25 protein-coding genes are annotated in these 19,205 nt (G+C 53.9%); 16 read left to right on the forward strand and 9 right to left on the reverse strand.

Features of this window, described 5'->3' with window-relative positions; translation table 11 throughout:
- Window positions 1-8: 8 nt before the first annotated feature.
- The 3 genes from FNY10_RS12200 to FNY10_RS12210 all read right to left on the reverse strand — a co-directional run bounded on the left by FNY10_RS12200 (window position 9) and on the right by FNY10_RS12210 (window position 1,994).
- A complete protein-coding gene (locus FNY10_RS12200; protein ID WP_160726287.1) occupies window positions 9-1,097 on the reverse strand; it encodes a hypothetical protein in 1,089 nt (362 codons plus the stop codon).
- Between the two features lie 260 nt (window positions 1,098-1,357).
- Complete coding sequence (locus FNY10_RS12205; protein ID WP_160705124.1) at window positions 1,358-1,783, reverse strand: toxin YdaT family protein; 426 nt, start codon at window positions 1,781-1,783, stop codon at window positions 1,358-1,360.
- On the reverse strand, window positions 1,767-1,994 hold the full coding sequence (locus FNY10_RS12210; RefSeq protein ID WP_160705123.1) for a Cro/CI family transcriptional regulator: 228 nt from the start codon (window positions 1,992-1,994) through the stop codon (window positions 1,767-1,769). Before FNY10_RS12210 ends, FNY10_RS12205 begins: the two co-directional genes overlap by 17 nt.
- A 79-nt stretch (window positions 1,995-2,073) precedes the next feature.
- Here FNY10_RS12210 and FNY10_RS12215 point away from each other — a divergent pair, with 79 nt between their 5' ends.
- From FNY10_RS12215 to cmoB, 14 genes are all read left to right on the forward strand, one after another.
- Window positions 2,074-2,478 (forward strand): helix-turn-helix domain-containing protein, encoded by a 405-nt coding sequence (locus FNY10_RS12215; protein WP_160705125.1) that lies wholly within the window; start codon window positions 2,074-2,076, stop codon window positions 2,476-2,478.
- Window positions 2,479-2,860: 382 nt separating this feature from the next.
- A complete protein-coding gene (locus tag FNY10_RS12220) occupies window positions 2,861-3,061 on the forward strand; it encodes a hypothetical protein (protein WP_160705130.1) in 201 nt (66 codons plus the stop codon).
- A 127-nt stretch (window positions 3,062-3,188) separates the two neighbouring features.
- Window positions 3,189-3,299, forward strand: a complete 111-nt coding sequence (locus FNY10_RS27340; protein ID WP_285236998.1) for a hypothetical protein — start codon at window positions 3,189-3,191, stop codon at window positions 3,297-3,299.
- Window positions 3,292-3,585, forward strand: a complete 294-nt coding sequence (locus FNY10_RS12225) for a host cell division inhibitory peptide Kil (protein WP_160726288.1) — start codon at window positions 3,292-3,294, stop codon at window positions 3,583-3,585. The genes FNY10_RS27340 and FNY10_RS12225 overlap by 8 nt, the downstream gene beginning before the upstream one ends.
- 71 nt (window positions 3,586-3,656) lie before the next feature.
- Window positions 3,657-3,890, forward strand: a complete 234-nt coding sequence (locus FNY10_RS12230) for a hypothetical protein (RefSeq protein ID WP_160702600.1) — start codon at window positions 3,657-3,659, stop codon at window positions 3,888-3,890.
- A gap of 14 nt (window positions 3,891-3,904) precedes the next feature.
- Window positions 3,905-4,351, forward strand: coding sequence for an ASCH domain-containing protein (locus tag FNY10_RS12235; RefSeq protein ID WP_160702602.1), 447 nt, complete (start codon window positions 3,905-3,907; stop codon window positions 4,349-4,351).
- Window positions 4,348-4,725, forward strand: a complete 378-nt coding sequence (locus tag FNY10_RS12240; RefSeq protein ID WP_160702604.1) for a hypothetical protein — start codon at window positions 4,348-4,350, stop codon at window positions 4,723-4,725. Before FNY10_RS12235 ends, FNY10_RS12240 begins: the two co-directional genes overlap by 4 nt.
- Before the next feature lie 65 nt (window positions 4,726-4,790).
- The gene (locus FNY10_RS12245; RefSeq protein WP_160702606.1) at window positions 4,791-5,015 is read left to right on the forward strand and encodes a hypothetical protein; all 225 of its coding nucleotides are present in this window, start codon (window positions 4,791-4,793) and stop codon (window positions 5,013-5,015) included.
- A gap of 96 nt (window positions 5,016-5,111) precedes the next feature.
- Window positions 5,112-5,354: an excisionase family protein gene (locus FNY10_RS12250; protein ID WP_160702608.1), complete on the forward strand. Its 243-nt coding sequence runs from the start codon at window positions 5,112-5,114 to the stop codon at window positions 5,352-5,354.
- A gap of 42 nt (window positions 5,355-5,396) precedes the next feature.
- Window positions 5,397-6,662 carry a site-specific integrase gene (locus FNY10_RS12255; protein ID WP_160702610.1) on the forward strand — a complete coding sequence of 422 codons (1,266 nt, stop codon included), beginning with the start codon at window positions 5,397-5,399 and terminating at the stop codon, window positions 6,660-6,662.
- Window positions 6,659-7,438 (forward strand): DUF72 domain-containing protein, encoded by a 780-nt coding sequence (locus FNY10_RS12260; protein WP_160702612.1) that lies wholly within the window; start codon window positions 6,659-6,661, stop codon window positions 7,436-7,438. The genes FNY10_RS12255 and FNY10_RS12260 overlap by 4 nt, the downstream gene beginning before the upstream one ends.
- A 53-nt stretch (window positions 7,439-7,491) precedes the next feature.
- Window positions 7,492-7,887 carry an MAPEG family protein gene (locus FNY10_RS12265; protein WP_100682291.1) on the forward strand — a complete coding sequence of 132 codons (396 nt, stop codon included), beginning with the start codon at window positions 7,492-7,494 and terminating at the stop codon, window positions 7,885-7,887.
- Window positions 7,888-7,926: 39 nt separating this feature from the next.
- Entirely contained in the window at window positions 7,927-8,670 is a 744-nt protein-coding gene (gene cmoA / locus FNY10_RS12270; protein WP_141964331.1) for a carboxy-S-adenosyl-L-methionine synthase CmoA, read from the forward strand.
- Complete coding sequence (cmoB, locus tag FNY10_RS12275) at window positions 8,667-9,680, forward strand: tRNA 5-methoxyuridine(34)/uridine 5-oxyacetic acid(34) synthase CmoB (RefSeq protein ID WP_141964330.1); 1,014 nt, start codon at window positions 8,667-8,669, stop codon at window positions 9,678-9,680. Before cmoA ends, cmoB begins: the two co-directional genes overlap by 4 nt.
- Window positions 9,681-9,768: 88 nt before the next feature.
- Here the strand turns inward: cmoB and cutC are convergent, their stop codons facing one another.
- Both cutC and FNY10_RS12285 read right to left on the reverse strand, forming a co-directional pair.
- Window positions 9,769-10,512 carry a copper homeostasis protein CutC gene (gene cutC, locus FNY10_RS12280; RefSeq protein ID WP_131050330.1) on the reverse strand — a complete coding sequence of 248 codons (744 nt, stop codon included), beginning with the start codon at window positions 10,510-10,512 and terminating at the stop codon, window positions 9,769-9,771.
- A gap of 74 nt (window positions 10,513-10,586) precedes the next feature.
- Window positions 10,587-11,156, reverse strand: coding sequence for a VOC family protein (locus FNY10_RS12285; protein ID WP_131050331.1), 570 nt, complete (start codon window positions 11,154-11,156; stop codon window positions 10,587-10,589).
- Window positions 11,157-11,384: 228 nt separating this feature from the next.
- On the opposite strand from FNY10_RS12285, the gene argS reads away from it, so the two are divergent.
- Complete coding sequence (gene argS / locus FNY10_RS12290) at window positions 11,385-13,118, forward strand: arginine--tRNA ligase (RefSeq protein ID WP_160702614.1); 1,734 nt, start codon at window positions 11,385-11,387, stop codon at window positions 13,116-13,118.
- A 687-nt stretch (window positions 13,119-13,805) separates the two neighbouring features.
- A complete protein-coding gene (uspC, locus tag FNY10_RS12295) occupies window positions 13,806-14,234 on the forward strand; it encodes a universal stress protein UspC (RefSeq protein WP_100682285.1) in 429 nt (142 codons plus the stop codon).
- Between the two features lie 35 nt (window positions 14,235-14,269).
- On the opposite strand, the gene otsA is transcribed toward uspC, so the two are convergent.
- The 4 genes from otsA to araG form a co-directional block, all read right to left on the reverse strand.
- Window positions 14,270-15,694, reverse strand: coding sequence for an alpha,alpha-trehalose-phosphate synthase (gene otsA / locus FNY10_RS12300; protein ID WP_131050333.1), 1,425 nt, complete (start codon window positions 15,692-15,694; stop codon window positions 14,270-14,272).
- The gene (otsB, locus tag FNY10_RS12305; protein WP_141964328.1) at window positions 15,669-16,472 is read right to left on the reverse strand and encodes a trehalose-phosphatase; all 804 of its coding nucleotides are present in this window, start codon (window positions 16,470-16,472) and stop codon (window positions 15,669-15,671) included. The genes otsA and otsB overlap by 26 nt, the downstream gene beginning before the upstream one ends.
- 161 nt (window positions 16,473-16,633) lie before the next feature.
- Window positions 16,634-17,614, reverse strand: coding sequence for an L-arabinose ABC transporter permease AraH (araH, locus tag FNY10_RS12310; protein WP_142255864.1), 981 nt, complete (start codon window positions 17,612-17,614; stop codon window positions 16,634-16,636).
- Window positions 17,615-17,628: 14 nt separating this feature from the next.
- Window positions 17,629-19,143: an L-arabinose ABC transporter ATP-binding protein AraG gene (araG, locus tag FNY10_RS12315; RefSeq protein ID WP_100682281.1), complete on the reverse strand. Its 1,515-nt coding sequence runs from the start codon at window positions 19,141-19,143 to the stop codon at window positions 17,629-17,631.
- Between the last annotated feature and the right edge of the window lie 62 nt (window positions 19,144-19,205).

A 19,205-nucleotide genomic window follows, 5' to 3' on the forward strand; every position in this document is an offset into this window, starting at 1 on the left:
AGAAGTCCTTAGCCCCGAAAGCCTTTCGGGATGTTGGTATCTGGTTTGCCTATACCGAACGAGCCGCTGGTTGCCAGGTTTGCCGGGCATAACTTCAGGGCCAGCTCTTGCCATTTGCTGCGTAGGGTTTTCATGGATTGAACTCGGGAGCACCAGAACTGATCGCGCTGAATGCGCTCAATCATGGTGCGGATTTGGTCATGGCTGCAGCCGTGCTCCTGGCGCAGCATGCAAATTTCTTGCGCCCAGGCTGCGAAGTTCGGCTCTCTTGGTTTTGCCAGAGTGCCGTCGAACTCTGCTGCGCGTTCGTACAGCTCGATGATGGTCGACCAGAACCACGTAGCGAGGTCGAAATCATCATCGGTAGCCAGGTTACTGGCTTCGGTAGCGCCAGGAATGACTGCTTCCGGGATGGCGGTTTTCTGAGTCGATTCAGAAAAGTTATCCACAGGAGAAATCTCTCCCGCGAGGTTTTTATGATCTGTATGTAATGATCTGTTTTTAAGATCTGTATAGAGATAGGATTCGGCTTGAGAGCCGTTTCCAGGATTCGGCTCATGAGCCGTTTCCATTCGGCTCTTGGGACGAATGCATTCGGCTTGAGAGCCGTTTCCATTAGTTTCAATAACTTGCTTCGATTCGGCTTTTGGGCCGTTTCCATTCGGCTTAAGAGCCGTTTCCATACCTTTCAATGGTTTATTCCCATTCGGCTCTTGAGCCGAATCCAGTATTTGCGGGAATACCCTGGAAATGAGTGCATCCTGATCAATGCGGTAGTGTTTTTTAGGTGTACCACCCACCTGGCGAAGCTCTTCTTCGATAACTCCTGACAGGTACTGCTCCGTAATTTTGAACATCGCTTTTCGGACCACATCGCCGTCTTTGGCCCGCACTTCTTTTGCAAGCGCAGCATGCTCTTTGTAAAACCAGCCGTTCTCCAGGCTTGACTTGCCCGACCAGAACACCAGCTGATTCAGGATGGCCGCCAGCAAATGCTGCTGCCGGTCACCGGAAAATAAATCCAGATACGGTCCGGGGATCGTGACGCAATTCCCCTGCCCCGACATGGCCTGAACAATTTCAAAAACCTTGCTCATACCGAAACCTCATTGTGTAACCGTAAAAACTCTCTTAACCCCACCCAGCCAATAGCCCCGCAGGCTTTGCGGTAGGAAACATATTTCTCAGTCGCCGTGATTACCGTCACCATGTGTCCCTTGTGCCTGTGCTGGAAACGCGAACCGGCTTCAGGGATACCATTGCAGGCGTTATCCCCTTCAGAAGGTACATACGCCGGATAAGCTCATTTCAGGCGAGCAATCAATTCAGCAGCAGACGGGTTGCACATAGTCACCTCTTAGTGGATCAACGCATTGCCAGATGAACCCCCACCAGCGACCCGGCTGGACAGGGAAATCATGGCGCCGAACAGCGCTTCAACTTCGTTATCAATCCGCTCTTTGCGCGACAGCAATTCACGGAAGGTGTCTGAGTAGTAACTCCGCATGCGGGCCAGCAGTAACGGCGGCATCGCATATTCAATCGCCGGCAGCAGCTGGTTAATTTTTTCGACTGATGCTGCAGAGTCACTTTCAACCCAGCGGTAAATCTTCTGGATATTGCGGCTCAGTGCGTCAGGGTGGCCTTCGTCATAAAGCTCAGGGGATTTCATGCCCAGGGCAAAATACGCGGCGACAATCGCGGCTACAGGCGTTTTACGGCCGCCGGGATAAAGCGCCCAGGCGTTCATGGCCTCGCGAATGCGCTCATGCCTGATTTTCATGATTCACCTCACCAGCGCGTTTTGCTTTAGCATGTTGATCGTAAACTTCGGGGTCGTATTGCAGGACTCCCCCTGAAGCCAGTTGCAGTCTCATCGCATTTTTTTCAGGAACCAGGTCGCCCCAAACAGAAACTGACGCGGGGGCGACGCCCGCAGCTTTGGCTAATTTCGACTTGCTGCCGAAGTAATTAATTGCATCTTGTTTAAACACAGGCTTATCTCCTTAGGTTTTCCTAAGGATATTTGATCGTAGAGAAACTTAAGTCAAGAAAATTTAGAATTCTCTAATGATGGAAAATAAAACCTTTGGCTCGCGCCTTCTTGAAAGGCGAAAACAGTTGAAACTCTCTCAGTCCGCTCTTGCTAAGCTGGTCAAGGTTTCGCACGTCACGATTTCTCAGTGGGAAAGGGATGAAACCCAGCCCGCTGGTAAGCGGCTGTTTGCTTTGAGCAGTGGGTTGCAATGCAATCCGACGTGGTTACTTTATGGTGATGATGACCAGATCCCTGGTGAGCCCATCCCAAACCAAGAAAAAGAGCTATCGGAGGAACAGCAAGAATTGCTGGGGCTTTTTGATGCACTTCCAGATTCTGATCGAGAAGGATTTCTCAATGAATTGCGCGCTCGTGTCGAGATGAACAACCAGCGATTCGAAGAATTACTAAAAGTCAGAAAACGCACCTCAAAAAAGTAACCTCCCCTGAATTTTAAGTAACTCATTTTAATCAATGAGTTACTTAAACACGCTCTCAAATTTAAGTTTTTCTACAAAATAACTCTTGATTGAAAACTTAAGTTATTCTAAGTTTACCCCATCGAAACCAATCACCGCACAGTGACTGGCAAGCAGAAAACGTTCGGTTGGCCGCCTGAAGGCCAAAACAACAGACTTTGCAATGTGGTGAATGCGGCTATGCGCACGCGGTTCAGTTAAAGCGGTACAACAACGGTCATTCATGTTGTGGGGAAAAAGCAGGCCGATACCAGTTGTTAACTGGCTGGTATCACCGGGAGGCACCCGGCACTGCATTGCAAAGTCTGTTGGTGCACAAATTCAATGGGGTAAGGATTTAAAAATGGAAAAGTTCGAACTCGTTGCAGAAATGACAAAAGCGGTGACCGCAAAAAAATATGCCCTTGAATGTAAGGCTGAGTATCACCGTTACCGCGAAAATTGCCGCAATACTCGCCGAGGTTTAGGTATTCACGGTCTGTGGGTTAGGTTGGCATGGCTTAATCGTCGTTGCGCAAGAGCATGGGCCTCTCAGTCTGTATAAGATTAATTTTTGAGGTGTTGAAAATGATTCGAGAACATGAAGTTCCTGCATGGCATCGGTTCTGCATAAAGGTTGCCTTGTTTTTGGCTGTAGTTGTCGTTATCAGCTTCCCATTCTGGAGTAACAAATGAGCAGAAACGGCATTCGTTCACTGATTTACTGCGTCGCTATCGGGATTGTTGTCTGGTCAGCGGTGATTATCAAAATTCTGCATGTTGCGGGGGTGTTTGATGGCTAGTTTACCGAAGCGCAACCCTCACGTTCAGGCAGCTCAAAGCAAGCTCGCTATTGCGCAATTTATTGGCAACAGAAACATGTGGGCTCAGGCCATGGAATCAATGAAAGATATTCATGATGCCGAAAAGCACGCAGAAGACAATATGTTTTGTGGCCGCGTAGAGACGCAGTCAGGACTTAAATTTAGAGATGTCGCTTTAAATTATGATATGTACGGAGACTTAATTTCTGTCGACGCTGATTCGCTTGCAGCTCAATATAAAGTTAATACTGAAGTTTCGTTTTAATACCAACCAATTTAATTAATGCCTTAACCGGCAGGTATAAACACAAGCAAAATATATCCGGAGATATATAAATGGAAGATTCTAAAATCCGTTGCTACGGCTGCGGCGGTGCATTTACACGCGAAGAACTACAATACCGACCCTCCGGCAAAGGTGCATTCCGCAGGGAAACTTATTTCTGCGTCGCCTGCAATGAACGTGAAAAGAAGAAAAATGCACTGAAAGCCGCAGAGTCTTCATTCCGAAATTCATTACCAAAAAGACCAATCGGTTTTCAATTACGACCAGCTGCGTGGAATAAATAATCGGAGGACGAAATATGAAAGCTCTCTCTGTGCGCCAGCCGTGGGCCTGGCTCATCGTGAATGGCTTTAAGGACATCGAGAACCGGAACTGGGACACGAAATACCGTGGGCCGGTACTCATTCACGCTTCCAGCAAACGACCTACTGTGGACGAGGTGAAAGAAGCTCGTAGCATTCTGGAGAGGACAAACGGCCATATCGCGGCGCTTATGATGCCTTCCGCCAACAACTTCCAGTTGGGCGGTATCGTTGGGGTTGTCCGCATCGACGGAACTACCCGACTCAGTGACTCGCCGTGGTTTTTCGGCCCGGTCGGAATTCAGTTGAACTACGCGAAGCCACTGCGATTCGCACCCATGAAGGGGCGATTGAGCTTTTTCCATACAGGTATGCGCCCCCACGGCGTTTTCAATTTCCTTGTCCCTGAGGGCTATCAGGATGCGACGGAGGGGACGTTATGAGCTGCGGATATCAAGGTTATGAATTTGGCGCGCATTACCCGGATAGTCTTTGCTGTGATGGCTACCTATGGGATTGCGACGCATACGAAGATGGCATGCTCACGAATGGTGGTGACATTCCTTGTCCTGTCTGTAATCGCAAGCAGTGGCTGGCCTTCTACCGCGATCACATCATTGAGTGCGGAATGATGCAGTCAGAGCGTAAGCATGGGCCTAGAACCGTGAAATACGGCGGCTTCCCGGAACCTGTTCGTGGGGACGCAAAGGCTATGCGTACTATTCGTCGCTGGCTGCGTCGTGGTTGGTACCAGGGCAGAAAATATGATGCAGAAGCGCATAAGGAGGCGCGCCATGTGCCAGGCGCTAATTCTTAAATACTCAAACGCCGAACCTGAGCAACTGATAGGCGTCATTCCTTTGGAATGATGTTGTCGAGCTGATGCGGCTACGTATCCGTCAACAGGTTCAAAATGAAGTCGAGTCCGAGCTAATGGATCGCATTTCAAATGCGGAGGACGACGCCAGAGAGGCAGAAAGCCGCGCCGATTATTGGCAAGGGGATGCAGAATGGCTGTGCCAGTCCATCAAGGATGCCTTAAATCAGGACTGGGAAACCGCGAAAGAAACACTCAGAAGTGCGCTTAATAATTCACAAGCAGGTTAATTCAGTTCAAACAATGTAACAGCACACTGCATGATTTCTAATAATCAACATTAAACCGGGGAACTGATTATAGTTTCCCGGCCATGAGGTATTAGCATGGCGACAATAATCAAAATCGAGCCAAACGAATGGGTCTCAGAAGACTTGCTGATGGCTATCACAGGTATGAAACGAGGCACCATTACCCGCGCCCGTAAATTCTCCTGGCTTCTAGGTAGGGAGTATAAACACGTATCTCCTGAGGGTGATCCAAAGCCCACCAATGAATGTATGTATAACCGCAAAGCAGTAGACGCATGGATTCACGCGCAAAAACCATTGGGTGATCGGGCGCTATGAAACATGTAAGCTTGCTGCGCTCCTGGGCATCGGGAGGGAACAATGAGTAAAGAATCATACCCAACGGGCGTTGAGAACCACGGAAAATCAATCCGCATATGGTTCATTTTTAAAGGTAAGCGTGTAAGGGAAAATCTCGGTGTCCCTGACACTGCTAAAAACAGGAAAGTGGCTGGGGATCTGCGAACGTCAGTTTGTTTCGCTATCCGTATGGGGACCTTTGACTATGCGGCGCAATTCCCCAACTCGCCAAACCTGAAAATTTTTGGCATCGGTAAGAAAGATATCACCGTGAAAGATCTGTCTGAAAAATGGCTTGAGCTGAAGCGGATGGAGATCTGTGCCAATGCAATAAACCGGTATGAGTCGGTGGTGAGAAGCATGCTGCCGAGGATTGGCGTGAAAAAGCTGGTTTCGGGTGTGACAAGGGAAGAATTGCTCTATGTCAGGAAGGATATGCTGGCGGGATCAGGTGATAGAGGTTTGAGCGTGGTCACCGTGAACTACTATATGACCACTATGGCGGGAATGTTTCAGTTTGCTGCTGACAATGGTTATGTGAGTGAAAACCCGTTTAACGGTATCAAACCGCTAAAGAGGGCCCGGGTAGAACCAGATCCGCTCACACGTGATGAATTCGTTCGCTTCATAGATGCCTGCAAGCATCAGCAAACGAAAAACCTGTGGTCTATCGCGGTATACACAGGGTTACGTCACGGTGAGCTGGTCTCCCTTGCATGGGAGGATATAGATCTGAAAGCCGGAACGATGACCATACGCCGGAATTATACGAAACTCGGTGATTTCACTCTACCAAAAACCGAAGCCGGTACCGACAGGGTTGTCCACCTGATCAAGCCCGCCATTGATGCCTTGAGGAATCAGGCAGAAATGACCCGGCTCGGTAGACAACACAAGGTTGAGGTACAACTGCGGGAGTATGGCCGAAAGGCTATTCATGACTGCACATTTGTGTTCAATCCTCAGTTGGTTAAAAAAAGTGGCAACGTGGGATATCTCTACAAAGCAGATTCAGTTGGTGACTCATGGGATGCGGCGCTTAAACGGTCAGGTTTAAGACACCGCAAGGCGTATCAGTCGAGACACACTTACGCTTGCTGGTCATTGTCGGCCGGATCCAACCCGAGTTTCATTGCAAGCCAGATGGGTCACGCCAGCGCCCAGATGGTTTTCAATGTTTACGGTGCCTGGATGGCCGACAGCAGCAGCGATCAGATTGCCATGTTGAACCAGAAATTATCGGACTTTGCCCCATCCATGCCCCAAAGCATGGCTATAGGAATATGAGAATGATAAAAATCAGCAAGTTAGTTAAACATTCACGTCATATTAACTGCGTGGAAGGCAACACGACCCTGTACGCCCTGCCGAAGGCTGAAATAGTCAGCCGTTGGTATGAGCAAACCCACGATAATTTTCGCTTCTGTTTTAAGTTCCCGGCGACGATTACGCACCAGGCCGCGCTGCGTCATTGTGATGATTTAAGTCGTGAGTTTTTTGACCGTCTGGCGCCGCTGGAAACGCGTATTGGCCAGTACTGGTTGCAGCTGCCCGCCACCTTTGGCCCCGGCGATCTTCCTGCCCTGTGGCAGTTTCTCGATACGCTGCCGGCCCATTTCACCTATGGCGTCGAAGTGCGGCATCCGGAGTTTTTCGCCAAAGGAGATGCCGAAAAGGCGCTCAATCGCGGGCTGCATCAACGTAACGTGAATCGCGCCATCCTCGACAGTCGCCCGGTGCATAGCGCCGTCGCGAGAAATCCGGCGATGATTGACGCCCAGCGTAAAAAGCCCAAACTCCCGGTTCATGCCGTGGTTACCGCGGGTAATCCGCTGGTACGCTTTATCGGCAGCGACGACATGGCCCATAACCACCGGCTGTTTGGCGTGTGGCTGCAGACCTTAGCGAAATGGAGCCCGTCGACGACCCCCTATTTATTTCTCCACACCCCGGACATCGCACAGGCCCCGGAGCTGGTCAGCACGCTTTGGCAAGATTTACGCCGGGTAATGCCTGAGGTCGGAGACGCACCGTCAATTCCGCAGCAAACCGCGCTTTTCTGATATCCTGCTATGCTAATCGGAGCCATCTGAAAGAGTAAAAGGGAGTTTTTTGTATGGTCAGCGCGCTGTACGCGGTGTTGGGTGCGTTATTGCTCATCAAGTTTTCTTTCGATGTTGTACGCCTGCGCACGCAATACCACGTCGGGTATGGTGACGGAGGGTTTAGCGAGCTGCAGGTTGCTATCCGCGTGCACGGCAATGCCGTTGAGTATGTGCCCATTGGTATCATTCTGTTGCTGTTTATGGAGATGAATGGCGCGCAGAACTGGATGGTGCACCTCTGCGGAATGTTGCTGATTGCCGGACGACTGATGCACTCTTACGGTTTTCACCACCGGCTTTTCAGCTGGCGTCGCTCCGGAATGAGCGCCACCTGGTGCGCCCTGCTGCTGATGGTACTCGCGAATCTGTGGTATATGCCCTGGGAGTTGGTTTTCTCCTTACATTAGCGCACAATACGCCGTTTTCGTTTTTTCGGGTTTAACGTTATGTCTCACCGCGATACGCTTTTTTCCGCGCCGATTGCCAGCCTTGGCGACTGGACCTTTGATGAACGGGTTGCTGAAGTCTTCCCGGATATGATCCAGCGCTCCGTGCCCGGCTATTCCAATATCATTTCTATGATCGGCATGCTGGCTGAACGCTTCGTTCAGCCCGATACCCAGGTTTACGACCTCGGCTGCTCGCTTGGAGCGGCGACGCTCTCTATCCGGCGTAACATTGCCCACCCTGGCTGCAAAATTGTGGCGGTGGATAACTCTTCGGCTATGGTCGAGCGCTGCCGTCGCCACATCGATGCCTACAAAGCGCCAACGCCCGTTGAGGTTGTGGAAGGCGATATTCGTGATATCAGCATCAACAACGCCTCCATGGTGGTGCTGAACTTCACCATTCAGTTTCTGGCACCCGATGAACGCCAGGCTATTCTGGATAAGGTTTACCAGGGGCTGAACCCCGGTGGCGCGCTGGTGCTGTCCGAAAAATTCAGTTTTGAAGATGCGCATGTTGGCGAGCTGCTGTTCAACATGCATCACGACTTTAAGCGTGCCAATGGCTACAGCGAGCTGGAAATCAGCCAGAAGCGCAGCATGCTGGAAAACGTCATGTTGACCGATTCGGTCGAAACGCACAAAGCCCGCCTGCATAAAGCCGGTTTTGAACATGCCGAATTGTGGTTCCAGTGCTTTAACTTTGGTTCACTGGTGGCGGTGAAATCAGAGGAAAAAGCATGATCGATTTCAATCATTTTTATCAACGTATCGCTCTCAGCCCGCTATCTCACTGGCTGGAGACCCTCCCCGCGCAGGTAGCGGCCTGGCAACGGGAAGCTCTGCACGGCAAATTCCGCGAGTGGGAACGGGCGGTGGAGTTTCTGCCCGAGCTGGCCCCGTATCGCCTGGACCTGCTGCATAGCGTCACCGCCGAAAGCGAAACGCCGTTAAGCGAAGGCCATCGGCTGCGCATAGAAAACCTGCTGAAAAACCTGATGCCCTGGCGCAAAGGGCCCTACTCGCTTTACGGGGTGAATATCGATACCGAATGGCGTTCTGACTGGAAATGGGAACGCGTGTTGCCGCACCTCTCCGACCTGACCGGGCGCACGATTCTCGACGTTGGCTGCGGCAGCGGATATCACATGTGGCGCATGATCGGCGCCGGCGCGCATCTGGCGGTGGGGATCGACCCGACGCAGCTGTTTTTATGCCAGTTTGAAGCGGTGCGTAAGCTGCTGGGTAACGATCAGCGCGCTCACCTGTTGCCGCTGGGCATTGAGCAGCTTCCGGCGCTCAACGCCTTCGATACCGTCTTTTCGATGGGCGTGCTGTACCACCGCCGCTCGCCGCTCGACCATTTATGGCAGCTCAAAGATCAGCTGGTCGACGGTGGCGAACTGGTACTGGAGACGCTGGTTATCGCAGGGGATGAAAATAGCGTGCTGGTACCGGGCGACCGCTATGCGCAGATGCGCAACGTCTACTTTATTCCGTCGGCCGCGGCGTTGAAAATGTGGCTGGAGAAGTGCGGATTTGTCGATGTGCGGATTGTCGATGTCTGCGCCACCACTACCGAAGAGCAGCGCCGTACCGAATGGATGATTACGGAGTCGCTGGCTGACTTCCTCGACCCCGACGACAGCAGTAAAACGCTTGAAGGTTACCCGGCGCCGGTGCGCGCGGTGATTATTGCCAACAAACCCGAAACCCAACAGTCGCTGGCGAAAAAGTCAGTGCTGCGCAAATAAAGGTCAAAAAAAGACCCCTGTTGAAATTGCAGGGGCCTGGTACGGGCAATCATCATATTGGGCGACATGATGTGCAGCAAAAAACGGTTTAACTTCTCTGCGCAGAAATGATTTGCTTCATTTCTGCCACCGCTACGCCATTAACGGCATAGCGCGAATATTCATCTGCGTCGGCATCGGCGGACATTGATAACCCGGAATGACGAAAGCGCATTGGCGATGGCACCCAGTGCCCGGCCGAGCTGTGCACCTCTTTGACGCCAGCCTGGAGAAACTTTGCCAGGTTGGCTGCTCGAACACCTGCACCAGCCATAACTGTTGGAGTATCCCCCAGGGCAATAAGTTCCATAATTAATGAAAGACCTTTTTCAGCGCTCGCCTGCTGACCCGATGTCAGGATACGGGCGACGCCGGAATCGGCCAGCGCACGATAAGCCTGATACGGATCCGCACACATATCAAAAGCCCGATGGAACGTAACCGCCAGCGAACCGGCCGCCGCCATGATTTTGTGCATGCGCGCGCTATCGACCTGACCATCGACATCCAACACGCCAATGACCACGCCGGGAAAACCCAGCTCCCTGACCGTCGCTACATCGTCGAGCATCGCCGCAAACTCGCTTTCGGTGTAGCAAAAATCACCACCGCGCGGGCGAATAATCGGATGCACCGGAATGGTCACCGTTTCACGTACTGTTTTCAACACGCCCAGCGACGGGGTTAATCCCCCTTCATGCGGCGCGGCGCAGAGTTCAATGCGATCGGCGCCGCAACGCTGCGCCTCTTGCGCACAGGCCATGCTATAACAGCAGACTTCCAGTAGCGTCATTTCCTTCTCCTTACGCTGCGGGCAACACAGCATGTCATGATTTATCCGTTCAAATACCGCGTCGCTTCACACTGTTACGCATCAGATTGTTCGCTGGCGACAATTTGCTCAATTGACCACGGGTGAAATTTAATCGTGACGCTGCCGTCCGTCACCGCCAGAGTCGGGTTTGGCAGCCGTTCGCGCGCGCCTTTCGGCGAGCTGGTTTTGACAAAAATCCCCGGCTGACTCAATCCCTCATCAGACAGCAGCGCCAGCGCGCGGGCATTGAGCGCATCCGGCTCGCCCGGCAGCACGATTTCAACGTGTTCCCATCCTTCATGCGGATAGCGTTTTTCCCCCGGCCACGGCAGCTCAACCACGCTGAAACGCCAGTGGGCCACCGAAACCGGCTCATTCAGTTTGAACAGGCAGACAGGTCGACCGTTGATGGTATTTTCCGACAGCAGCGTGCCGCACTGTTCAAAACCGCGACGCCAGCGCTCCGCCGTGGCGTTCTGGTGACAGCGCAGGGAAATATGGTCGGCATCCAGCGGGGCGATATCCAGCCCAAGTCGCCTGGCCAGCCCGCTTAACGCGTCGGTGAAACGCGGCAGATCCGCGGAAATATCGTTTAGCTCATCAATTTGCTGCCAGTTTGCCATACTGCACCTCAATACACGTCAAAGGGGGGTAATTTATCGTGTTTCCCGGCGGCGACCAACCGGGAATCTTCCACGGGGCGCGCCGAGTGGCGATTCATTAAGCGTGCCGCCCGGCAACGCGCGCGGTGCTGACGCATGGGCGCAAATGCAGTATACTCCTGCCCTAATTTGTCCACATTCCGGCGCCGCCCCGCAGGGGTTATAGCGCCTTAAACGTAAGGTATTCCGGTGAATATTCAGGCTCTTCTCTCAGAAAAAGTCAGCCAGGCCCTGATCGCGGCAGGTGCGCCTGCCGATTGCGAACCTCAGGTCCGCCAGTCAGCAAAAATCCAGTTCGGCGACTATCAGGCCAACGGCGTGATGGCAGTAGCGAAAAAACTGGGTATGGCGCCGCGACAACTCGCAGAGCAGGTACTGTCTCATCTCGACCTTAACGGGATTGCCAACAAGGTTGAAATCGCCGGGCCCGGCTTTATCAATATTTTCCTCGATCCGGCCTTTTTAGCGGAAAATGTGAACAGCGCGCTGGCATCAGAGCGCCTGGGCGTCGCTCAGCCGCAGGCGCAAACTATCGTCGTTGACTACTCCGCGCCAAACGTCGCCAAAGAGATGCACGTCGGCCATCTGCGTTCCACCATCATCGGTGACGCCGCCGTCCGTACGCTGGAGTTTCTCGGTCATAAGGTGATCCGCGCGAACCACGTTGGCGACTGGGGTACCCAGTTCGGTATGCTAATCGCCTGGCTGGAAAAACAGCAGCAGGAAAACGCCGGCGAGATGGCGCTGTCCAATCTCGAAGGCTTCTACCGCGATGCGAAAAAGCATTATGACGAAGATGAAGTCTTTGCCGAACGTGCCCGTAACTACGTGGTAAAACTCCAGGGTGGCGACGCGTACTTCCTGGAGATGTGGCGCAAGCTGGTTGATATCACCATGACCCAAAACCAGATTACCTACGATCGTCTGAACGTCACCCTGACTCGCGATGACGTGATGGGGGAAAGTCTCTACAACCCGATGCTGCCAGGTATTGTTGCCGATCTGAAAGCGAAAGGTCTGGCGACCGAGAGCGAAGGCGCGACCGTGGTATTCCTTGATGAGTACAAAAACAAGGAAGGCGAACCGATGGGCGTCATCATCCAGAAAAAGGATGGCGGCTACCTCTACACCACGACCGATATCGCCTGTGCGAAGTATCGTTATGAAACGCTGCACGCCGACCGCGTGCTCTACTATATCGACTCCCGTCAGCACCAGCATCTGATGCAGGCGTGGACTATCGTGCGTAAAGCGGGCTACGTGCCGGAATCGGTACCGCTGGAACATCACATGTTTGGCATGATGCTGGGCAAAGATGGTAAGCCGTTCAAAACTCGCGCCGGCGGTACCGTGAAGCTTGCCGATCTTCTGGACGAAGCGCTGGAGCGCGCGCGCCGCCTGGTGGCCGAGAAGAATCCGGAGATGCCTGCCGATGAGCTGGAACAACTGGCCAATGCGGTCGGTATTGGCGCAGTGAAGTACGCCGATCTGTCCAAAAACCGGACCACCGACTACGTGTTTGACTGGGATAATATGCTGGCGTTCGAAGGCAACACCGCGCCGTATATGCAGTATGCCTATACCCGCGTGCTGTCCGTGTTCCGTAAAGCGGAAGTTGATGCGCAGGCGCTGGCTGCGGCGCCGGTTATCATTAGCGAAGAGCGCGAAGCGCAGTTGGCCGCGCGCCTGCTGCAGTTCGAAGAGACGCTGACCGTTGTGGCCCGTGAAGGGACGCCGCACGTCATGTGTGCCTATCTCTACGATCTGGCCGGCCTGTTCTCCGGTTTCTACGAGCACTGCCCGATTATCACCGCCGAGAGCGAAACCGTACGCAACAGCCGCCTGAAGCTGGCGCAGCTGACGGCCAGAACCCTGAAGCAAGGTCTGGATACGCTGGGGATTGAAACCGTCGAGCGTATGTAAGTCAGGCCGGTGATTTTGTAGCCCCGGCAGGCCCCGCGCCGCCGGGGAAATGCCGATGGCGCAGGAGTTGTAGCCCCGGCAAGCCCCGCGCCGCCGGGGAAATGCCTGATGGCGCAGGATTTGTAGCCCCGGCAAGCCCCGCGCCGCCGGGGAAATGCCTGATGGCGCTGCGCTTATCAGGCCTACAAAAAATACACCCGGCAGCGACACCACCTGGCGCTGCTAAGAATCAAACCCGGCGATGTCGGGTTTTGTTGCCTGGGGATTTGTAGCCCCGGCAAGCCCGCGCCGCCGGGGAAATGCCGATGGCGCTGCGCTTATCAGGCCTACAAAAAATACACCCGGCAGCGACACCACCGGACGTTGCTAAGAATCAAACCCGGCCATGTCGGGTTTTGTTGCCTGGGGATTTGTAGCCCCGGCAAGCCCGCGCCGCCGGGGAAATGCCTGATGGCGCTGCGTTTATCAGGCCGACGGACACGCATCACCGGTTTATAAAACGGCACTTCCTTTATCGAAAGACAGATAACCAAAACTAAACCCCGGCGGGCGAAAACGTGATTGCTCCCGCCTAAAAACCGGGCGCCTGATGTGTGATGGACAGACCTTGCGGGAGATAAAAAATGGGAGTAAAGAAAGGAGGAAGGGTTATTTCGCGTATCGATTCGCGTATCTCAAGGAGGCCTGATGCCATATTCTCATCTGCTCGTTGCCGTCGCCCCAACGCCGGAAAGCCGCGTGCTTATCAATAAAGCGGTCTCTATCGCACGCCCGCTGGATGCCAAAGTCAGTCTGATTACGCTGGCCACCGACCCGGAGCTATATAACCAGTTTGCGGCGCCAATGCTGGAAAACCTGCGGGACTTAATGCATGAAGAAACGCGAGATTTTCTCTCCGCTCTGGCGAAAGAAGCCGATTACCCTATTGATAACGTAACGATTGCCAGCGGCGAACTGAACCACCACATCAAGGATTTTTGCCAACAGCATCACGTGGACCTGGTGATATGCGGCAATCACAACCATAGCCTGTTTTCGCGCGCCACCTGCTCGGCGAAAAGTATCGTCGGCAGCAGCGGCGTGGACGTTTTACTGGTCTCCCTGGAAAAAGGCTGACGCCAGGGCGTCAGCCTGTATCGCGCTTACCTCACTTATGCCAGTCTGGGGAAAGTCGAGACTTTGCGTTGCAATTGGCTCTCCTCACTACGCGGTTCCACCTGCTTCAGATCGGCGATAAACCGCTCCTGCCAGCGATGGATATCATTATCCTTGATGACCGCCAGCATCTGCGCATGACGCGCAATCCGTTCCGCCAGCGGCATCGTCAGGCCGCGATCCAGCGCCGCGGCCACCTCGTCGCGATCGTAGGGATTGACGATCAGCGCACTGGTCAACTCATTTGCCGCGCCGGCAAACTGCGACAGAACCAGCACGCCGGGATCCTGCGGATCCTGGGCGGCAACAAATTCTTTCGCCACCAGATTCATCCCGTCACGTAGAGGCGTCACCAGTCCGACATCGGAATAGCGGAAGACCTTCATCAGCAGTTTGCGTTCAAAATGTTGATTCAGATAGTACAGCGGCGTCCAGCCCAACTGCCCGTACTGGCCATTGATTCTGCCGCTGGCGGTCTCCAACTGATGGCGAATATCCTGATAGGCCTGCACCTCACCGCGGGAGGTTGGCGCAATCTGCGTATAGCGAATCTTACCGTGATGCTGCGGGTATTTTTCCAGCAGGGCTTCATAGGCGAGAAAGCGTTCCGGCAGACCTTTAGAGTAATCCAGCCGCTCAACGGAGAAGATATTTTTTACCCCCTTGAGCTCGCTTTTCAACTGCGCCAGTTTGGGCGGCAGCGGCCCCTTCGCACTCCGCGCAATCTCGTCAGGATCGATGCCTATCGGATAAACCCCGGTACGGAAATGTTTACCCCATGCCTCATGATGTCGGCCATCTCGCGTCACCACCCGGGTCTGTAGCGAGATGCTATCAAGAAACGCCAGCCTGTCGTTATCAGTCTGGAAGCCAAGCAGATCGTAGTCGCAGAGCTGTTCCAGCAGCTCGGCATGCGGGGGGAGCGCATTAAAAATCTCTGGCGTCGGGAACGGGATGTGCAGAAAGAAGCCGATACGGTTATTGACCCCAAGTTTGCGCAGTTCGCTGGCAAAAGGCAGCAGATGATAATCATGAATCCACAAAATATCATCGGGCTCAATCAGCGGCAGCAGCTTTTTCGCCAGGTTGGCATTGACCCGCAGGTAACCGTCCCAGGATGGGCGCTGGAAGTCCACCAGATCCAGGCGATAGTGGAATGCGGGCCACAGCACGGCGTTGGAAAACTGGTTGTAGTACTCGTCATGATCCCGTTCATTGAGCGTAAACGAAGCCCAGGTGATATTCCCTCGCGTCACCGTGTTTAGCGGCTTCTGGTCATCCCCTATCTCTCCGCTCCAGCCAAACCATAATCCACCGGCAGCCTTCAGCGCGCCCAAAATGCCCACGGCCAGGCCGCCCGCACTGGCCTTTTTATCATTCGGCGGCGCAATACGATTAGATATTACGATTAAGCGCCCCATAACCCTCTCTCCTGTCATTTTGCGCATCTGGTTGTAGCTTATTATTTGCGATGCTGATTAACCAATGCTGAACGGCCGCGACATCCGGCAGACGCCATTGCGCCTGGGTGTCGCCCTTGCCAACTTTTATCGACATGCCGCCGAGCTGATTCACAACGCTAAACCCGGCTTCGTCCGTCAAATCGTCGCCAACGAATAGCGGTTTGCGCCCCTGAAACGGCGCCTCCTGCATAAACGTCGCGATCGCTTCCCCTTTATTGACCCCACGCGGCTTAATCTCCACCACGCACTTACCCAACTGCAATGCGAGGATCGGATAACGTTTGACAATCCCCTGCGCCAGCGACAGCGCCGCGCTCTGGTACGCCGGCGCCTGGCGATAATGCAGCGCAAACGCCATCCCTTTGTATTCAAGTTCACACCCCGGCATCGTCTCCAGCGCCGCCCGCAGCTGCTGATCCAGTTCGCGGAGCAGCGCATCAGGAAGCGTGACGATGTGCGTTTTACCATTGATATCGCGGCGTTCTGCCCCGTGAACACCGGCCAGCGGCAGCCGGTATGGATGGGTAAGCGCATCAAGTTCAACCATGGAGCGCCCTGAAATCAATGCCACCGCCCCACTCTGCTGCTGCGCAAGCTGCCGCAGCGCCTGAAGCGCTTGTGTGGGGATAACAACCTGATCGGGATGAGGTTTGATATCGGCAAGCGTGCCGTCGAGGTCAAAGAAAAAGGCATGATGTTCGGTTGGCACAGGCGGTACAGATATCTTGTCAGCCACCCTGTTTTCCTCCTTTCATGGCCAGCGCAACGCTGGTTGTTAACGGATTGTTAGCCATGTAAGTATAGACAGTGTGACCGTGATCGCCATTTTTGATAGCTATCGCCAGCACAGCGGGCGCTGGCGATAATCGAGGAGTAGACTAAAAGGTTGGGAGGGCGTTAAGCCGTCCGTTTTGCTTTTTGTTTGTAACGGTCGAAGATAACCGCCGCCAGCAGAATCACGCCGCGCACCACGTACTGAGAGAACGGCGAGATATTCAGCAGGTTCATGGCATTCTCGACGGTGCCAAGGATCAGGATCCCGGCAACCACATAAGAGATCTTACCGATCCCGCCTTTCAGCGACACGCCACCCAGCACACAGGCTGAAATGACGATCAGCTCATAGCCAATCGAGGTCATCGGCTGGCCGCTGGTCATGCGCGAGGCGAGAATGATCCCCGCGGCGGCAGACACCAGGCCTGAGATCACGAAAATAATAATTTTGGTCCGCACCACCGGCACGCCCGCCAGTCGGGCCGCCTCTTCATTGCCACCGATAGCCAGCGTATTGCGGCCAAAGGTGGTTTTGTTGAGCAGCAAACCAAAAATAATCAGGCAGGCGACGGTCAGCCAGATGGGGGCCGGCAGGCCAAACCAGTTGGCATAGCCTAAGGTAAAGAAACGCTCATCTTCAATACCGACCGCCTTGCCGTCGGAGATGATATAAGCCAGGCCGCGCACAATCTGCATTGTGGCAAGCGTGGTTATCAGGGCGTTAATTTTCAGACGGGCAATCACGAAGCCGTTAACCAGCCCGCTGATTGCCCCCAGCAGCAGACCGGCGGCAATCCCTATCCACATGCTTTCCGTCATATTAATCACCACGGCCGTCGTTACGCCTGCGCAGGCGATAACCGATGCCACCGACAGGTCAAAATCTCCGGACGCCAGGCAAAACAGCATACCGCAGGCCACCATACCGGACATTGAAATCGCCAGCCCCAGACCTTTCATATTGATAAACGAGGCAAAATTGGGCACAAAAATCACGCAGCCGATAAACAACACGGCAAAAACAACCAGCATGCCAAACTGATCCCAGATTCGGGCAAAGCTAAACGAAGTCTGGCGGGCATTAGGGGTGGTAACAGAGGACATCATTGACTCCTTACTCAGGCGACCGCCTGGCTCACTTTTGGCATCGCAAGGCTTAACGCCTGCTGTTCATTGGCATCGTCATGCAGCAGTTCGCCTGCCACCTCGCCTTCGCGCATCACCACAATACGATCGGCGACACCGAGCACTTCGGGTAAATCGCTAGAGGCGAAAACGACGGCGACGCCGGAGGCCGCCAGGGCATAGATAACGTTATAAATTTCATGCTTAGCGCCCACATCAATACCGCGGGTCGGCTCATCCAGCAGGATCACTTTCATCTCTTCCGACAGCCAGCGCCCCAGAATCGCTTTCTGCTGGTTGCCGCCGGAGAGATTCATAATCAGCTGCTCCGGGCCTGGGGTTTTGATATTGAGCGACTTAATATGCCGATCGGCATTGTGCGCTTCCCAGCCGTTATTAATGATGCAGCCCGCGCGAATATGCCGGCGACGCGCGCTGATATTGATATTGTCGCGTACGGAGTGCACCGGAATTATGCCCTCCGCTTTGCGGTCTTCCGGGCACAGCATCATTCCGGCCTCGATAGCCTGCGCCGGTTTACGAATATCGATCGCCTGGCCGTCGATATACACCTGACCACCGGTGATCCGGGTTCCGCCAAACAACCCTTTCATCAGCTCGCTGCGCCCGGCCCCGACCAGCCCGAACAGGCCGACGATTTCCCCGCCGCGCACCGAGAGATCGACCGGCTTACGCACGCCGGGTGCTTTGACCTGCTCCAGACGCAGACGCTCTTTGCCATACTCACGCGGTTTCCAGCCGTAAACATCGCCCAGCTCACGCCCCACCATCGCCTGCACCAGCGCATCATGATTCACGGTCTGCATATCATCGAAGGTACGGACGTAGCGGCCATCTTTAAATACGGTGATCGCATCGCTGAGGGCAAAAATCTCCTCCATGCGGTGCGAAACATAAATAATCACGCGCCCTTCCTCGCGCAGTTCGCGGATGACGCGAAACAGATGCTCTATCTCGCGCGCCGAAAGAGAGCTGGTCGGTTCATCAAACGCGATGACCTTGGCGTTACGGGTGAGCGCTTTGGCAATCTCTACCATCTGCCACTGGCCGATGGAGAGGTATTTCAACGGCGTTTCCGGGTCGATATCCAGCCCCAGATGCTCCAGCTGCAGGCGAGCTTCGTAGTTGAGCAGCGAGCGGTTCACTAACCCGTACTTATGCGGGATTTGGCCGAGGTAGATATTTTCTGCGACGGTCATCTCCGGAATCAGGTGCAGCTCCTGATAAATTATCGCCACTCCGGCGTTAAGCGCTTCGGTGGTGTTGGTGAATACGCGCGGCTGACCGTCTATCTGCAGATCGCCGGCGCTAGGGATATAGTTGCCGCTGAGAATCTTCAGCAGCGTCGATTTTCCGGCACCATTTTCCCCCATCAGGGCGTGGATCTGTCCGCTGTAGCAGTCAAAGCTAATATCAGACAGCGCCTTAACGCCGGGAAAGGTCATGGTAATACCGCGAAATGAGAGATAAGGGGTAGACTGTTGCATAACAACTCCGCTCTTCTATGCTCAGCCTCCCGCAGAGTGCGGGAGGCAGGGTCAACCAGGCC

The organism is Klebsiella sp. Lac1, from assembly GCF_009825425.1.
In the GTDB taxonomy this organism is placed as follows: Bacteria; Pseudomonadota; Gammaproteobacteria; order Enterobacterales; family Enterobacteriaceae; genus Klebsiella; species Klebsiella electrica.

Bases quoted from the DNA above. Each gene is read 5' to 3' on its own strand.
- FNY10_RS12230 (WP_160702600.1), top strand. From the start codon at position 3,657: ATGGAAGATTCTAAAATCCGTTGCTACGGCTGCGGCGGTGCATTTACA.
- FNY10_RS12260 (WP_160702612.1), top strand. From the start codon at position 6,659: ATGAGAATGATAAAAATCAGCAAGTTAGTTAAACATTCACGTCATATT.
- FNY10_RS12255 (WP_160702610.1), top strand. From the start codon at position 5,397: ATGAGTAAAGAATCATACCCAACGGGCGTTGAGAACCACGGAAAATCA.
- cutC (WP_131050330.1), bottom strand. From the start codon at position 10,512: ATGACGCTACTGGAAGTCTGCTGTTATAGCATGGCCTGTGCGCAAGAG.
- FNY10_RS12215 (WP_160705125.1), top strand. From the start codon at position 2,074: ATGGAAAATAAAACCTTTGGCTCGCGCCTTCTTGAAAGGCGAAAACAG.
- FNY10_RS12240 (WP_160702604.1), top strand. From the start codon at position 4,348: ATGAGCTGCGGATATCAAGGTTATGAATTTGGCGCGCATTACCCGGAT.
- FNY10_RS12200 (WP_160726287.1), bottom strand. From the start codon at position 1,097: ATGAGCAAGGTTTTTGAAATTGTTCAGGCCATGTCGGGGCAGGGGAAT.
- FNY10_RS12245 (WP_160702606.1), top strand. From the start codon at position 4,791: ATGCGGCTACGTATCCGTCAACAGGTTCAAAATGAAGTCGAGTCCGAG.
- FNY10_RS12205 (WP_160705124.1), bottom strand. From the start codon at position 1,783: ATGAAAATCAGGCATGAGCGCATTCGCGAGGCCATGAACGCCTGGGCG.
- FNY10_RS12250 (WP_160702608.1), top strand. From the start codon at position 5,112: ATGGCGACAATAATCAAAATCGAGCCAAACGAATGGGTCTCAGAAGAC.
- FNY10_RS12225 (WP_160726288.1), top strand. From the start codon at position 3,292: ATGGCTAGTTTACCGAAGCGCAACCCTCACGTTCAGGCAGCTCAAAGC.
- araG (WP_100682281.1), bottom strand. From the start codon at position 19,143: ATGCAACAGTCTACCCCTTATCTCTCATTTCGCGGTATTACCATGACC.
- FNY10_RS12265 (WP_100682291.1), top strand. From the start codon at position 7,492: ATGGTCAGCGCGCTGTACGCGGTGTTGGGTGCGTTATTGCTCATCAAG.
- otsA (WP_131050333.1), bottom strand. From the start codon at position 15,694: ATGGGGCGCTTAATCGTAATATCTAATCGTATTGCGCCGCCGAATGAT.
- FNY10_RS27340 (WP_285236998.1), top strand. From the start codon at position 3,189: ATGAGCAGAAACGGCATTCGTTCACTGATTTACTGCGTCGCTATCGGG.
- FNY10_RS12220 (WP_160705130.1), top strand. From the start codon at position 2,861: ATGGAAAAGTTCGAACTCGTTGCAGAAATGACAAAAGCGGTGACCGCA.
- cmoB (WP_141964330.1), top strand. From the start codon at position 8,667: ATGATCGATTTCAATCATTTTTATCAACGTATCGCTCTCAGCCCGCTA.
- araH (WP_142255864.1), bottom strand. From the start codon at position 17,614: ATGTCCTCTGTTACCACCCCTAATGCCCGCCAGACTTCGTTTAGCTTT.
- cmoA (WP_141964331.1), top strand. From the start codon at position 7,927: ATGTCTCACCGCGATACGCTTTTTTCCGCGCCGATTGCCAGCCTTGGC.
- FNY10_RS12235 (WP_160702602.1), top strand. From the start codon at position 3,905: ATGAAAGCTCTCTCTGTGCGCCAGCCGTGGGCCTGGCTCATCGTGAAT.
- uspC (WP_100682285.1), top strand. From the start codon at position 13,806: ATGCCATATTCTCATCTGCTCGTTGCCGTCGCCCCAACGCCGGAAAGC.
- FNY10_RS12285 (WP_131050331.1), bottom strand. From the start codon at position 11,156: ATGGCAAACTGGCAGCAAATTGATGAGCTAAACGATATTTCCGCGGAT.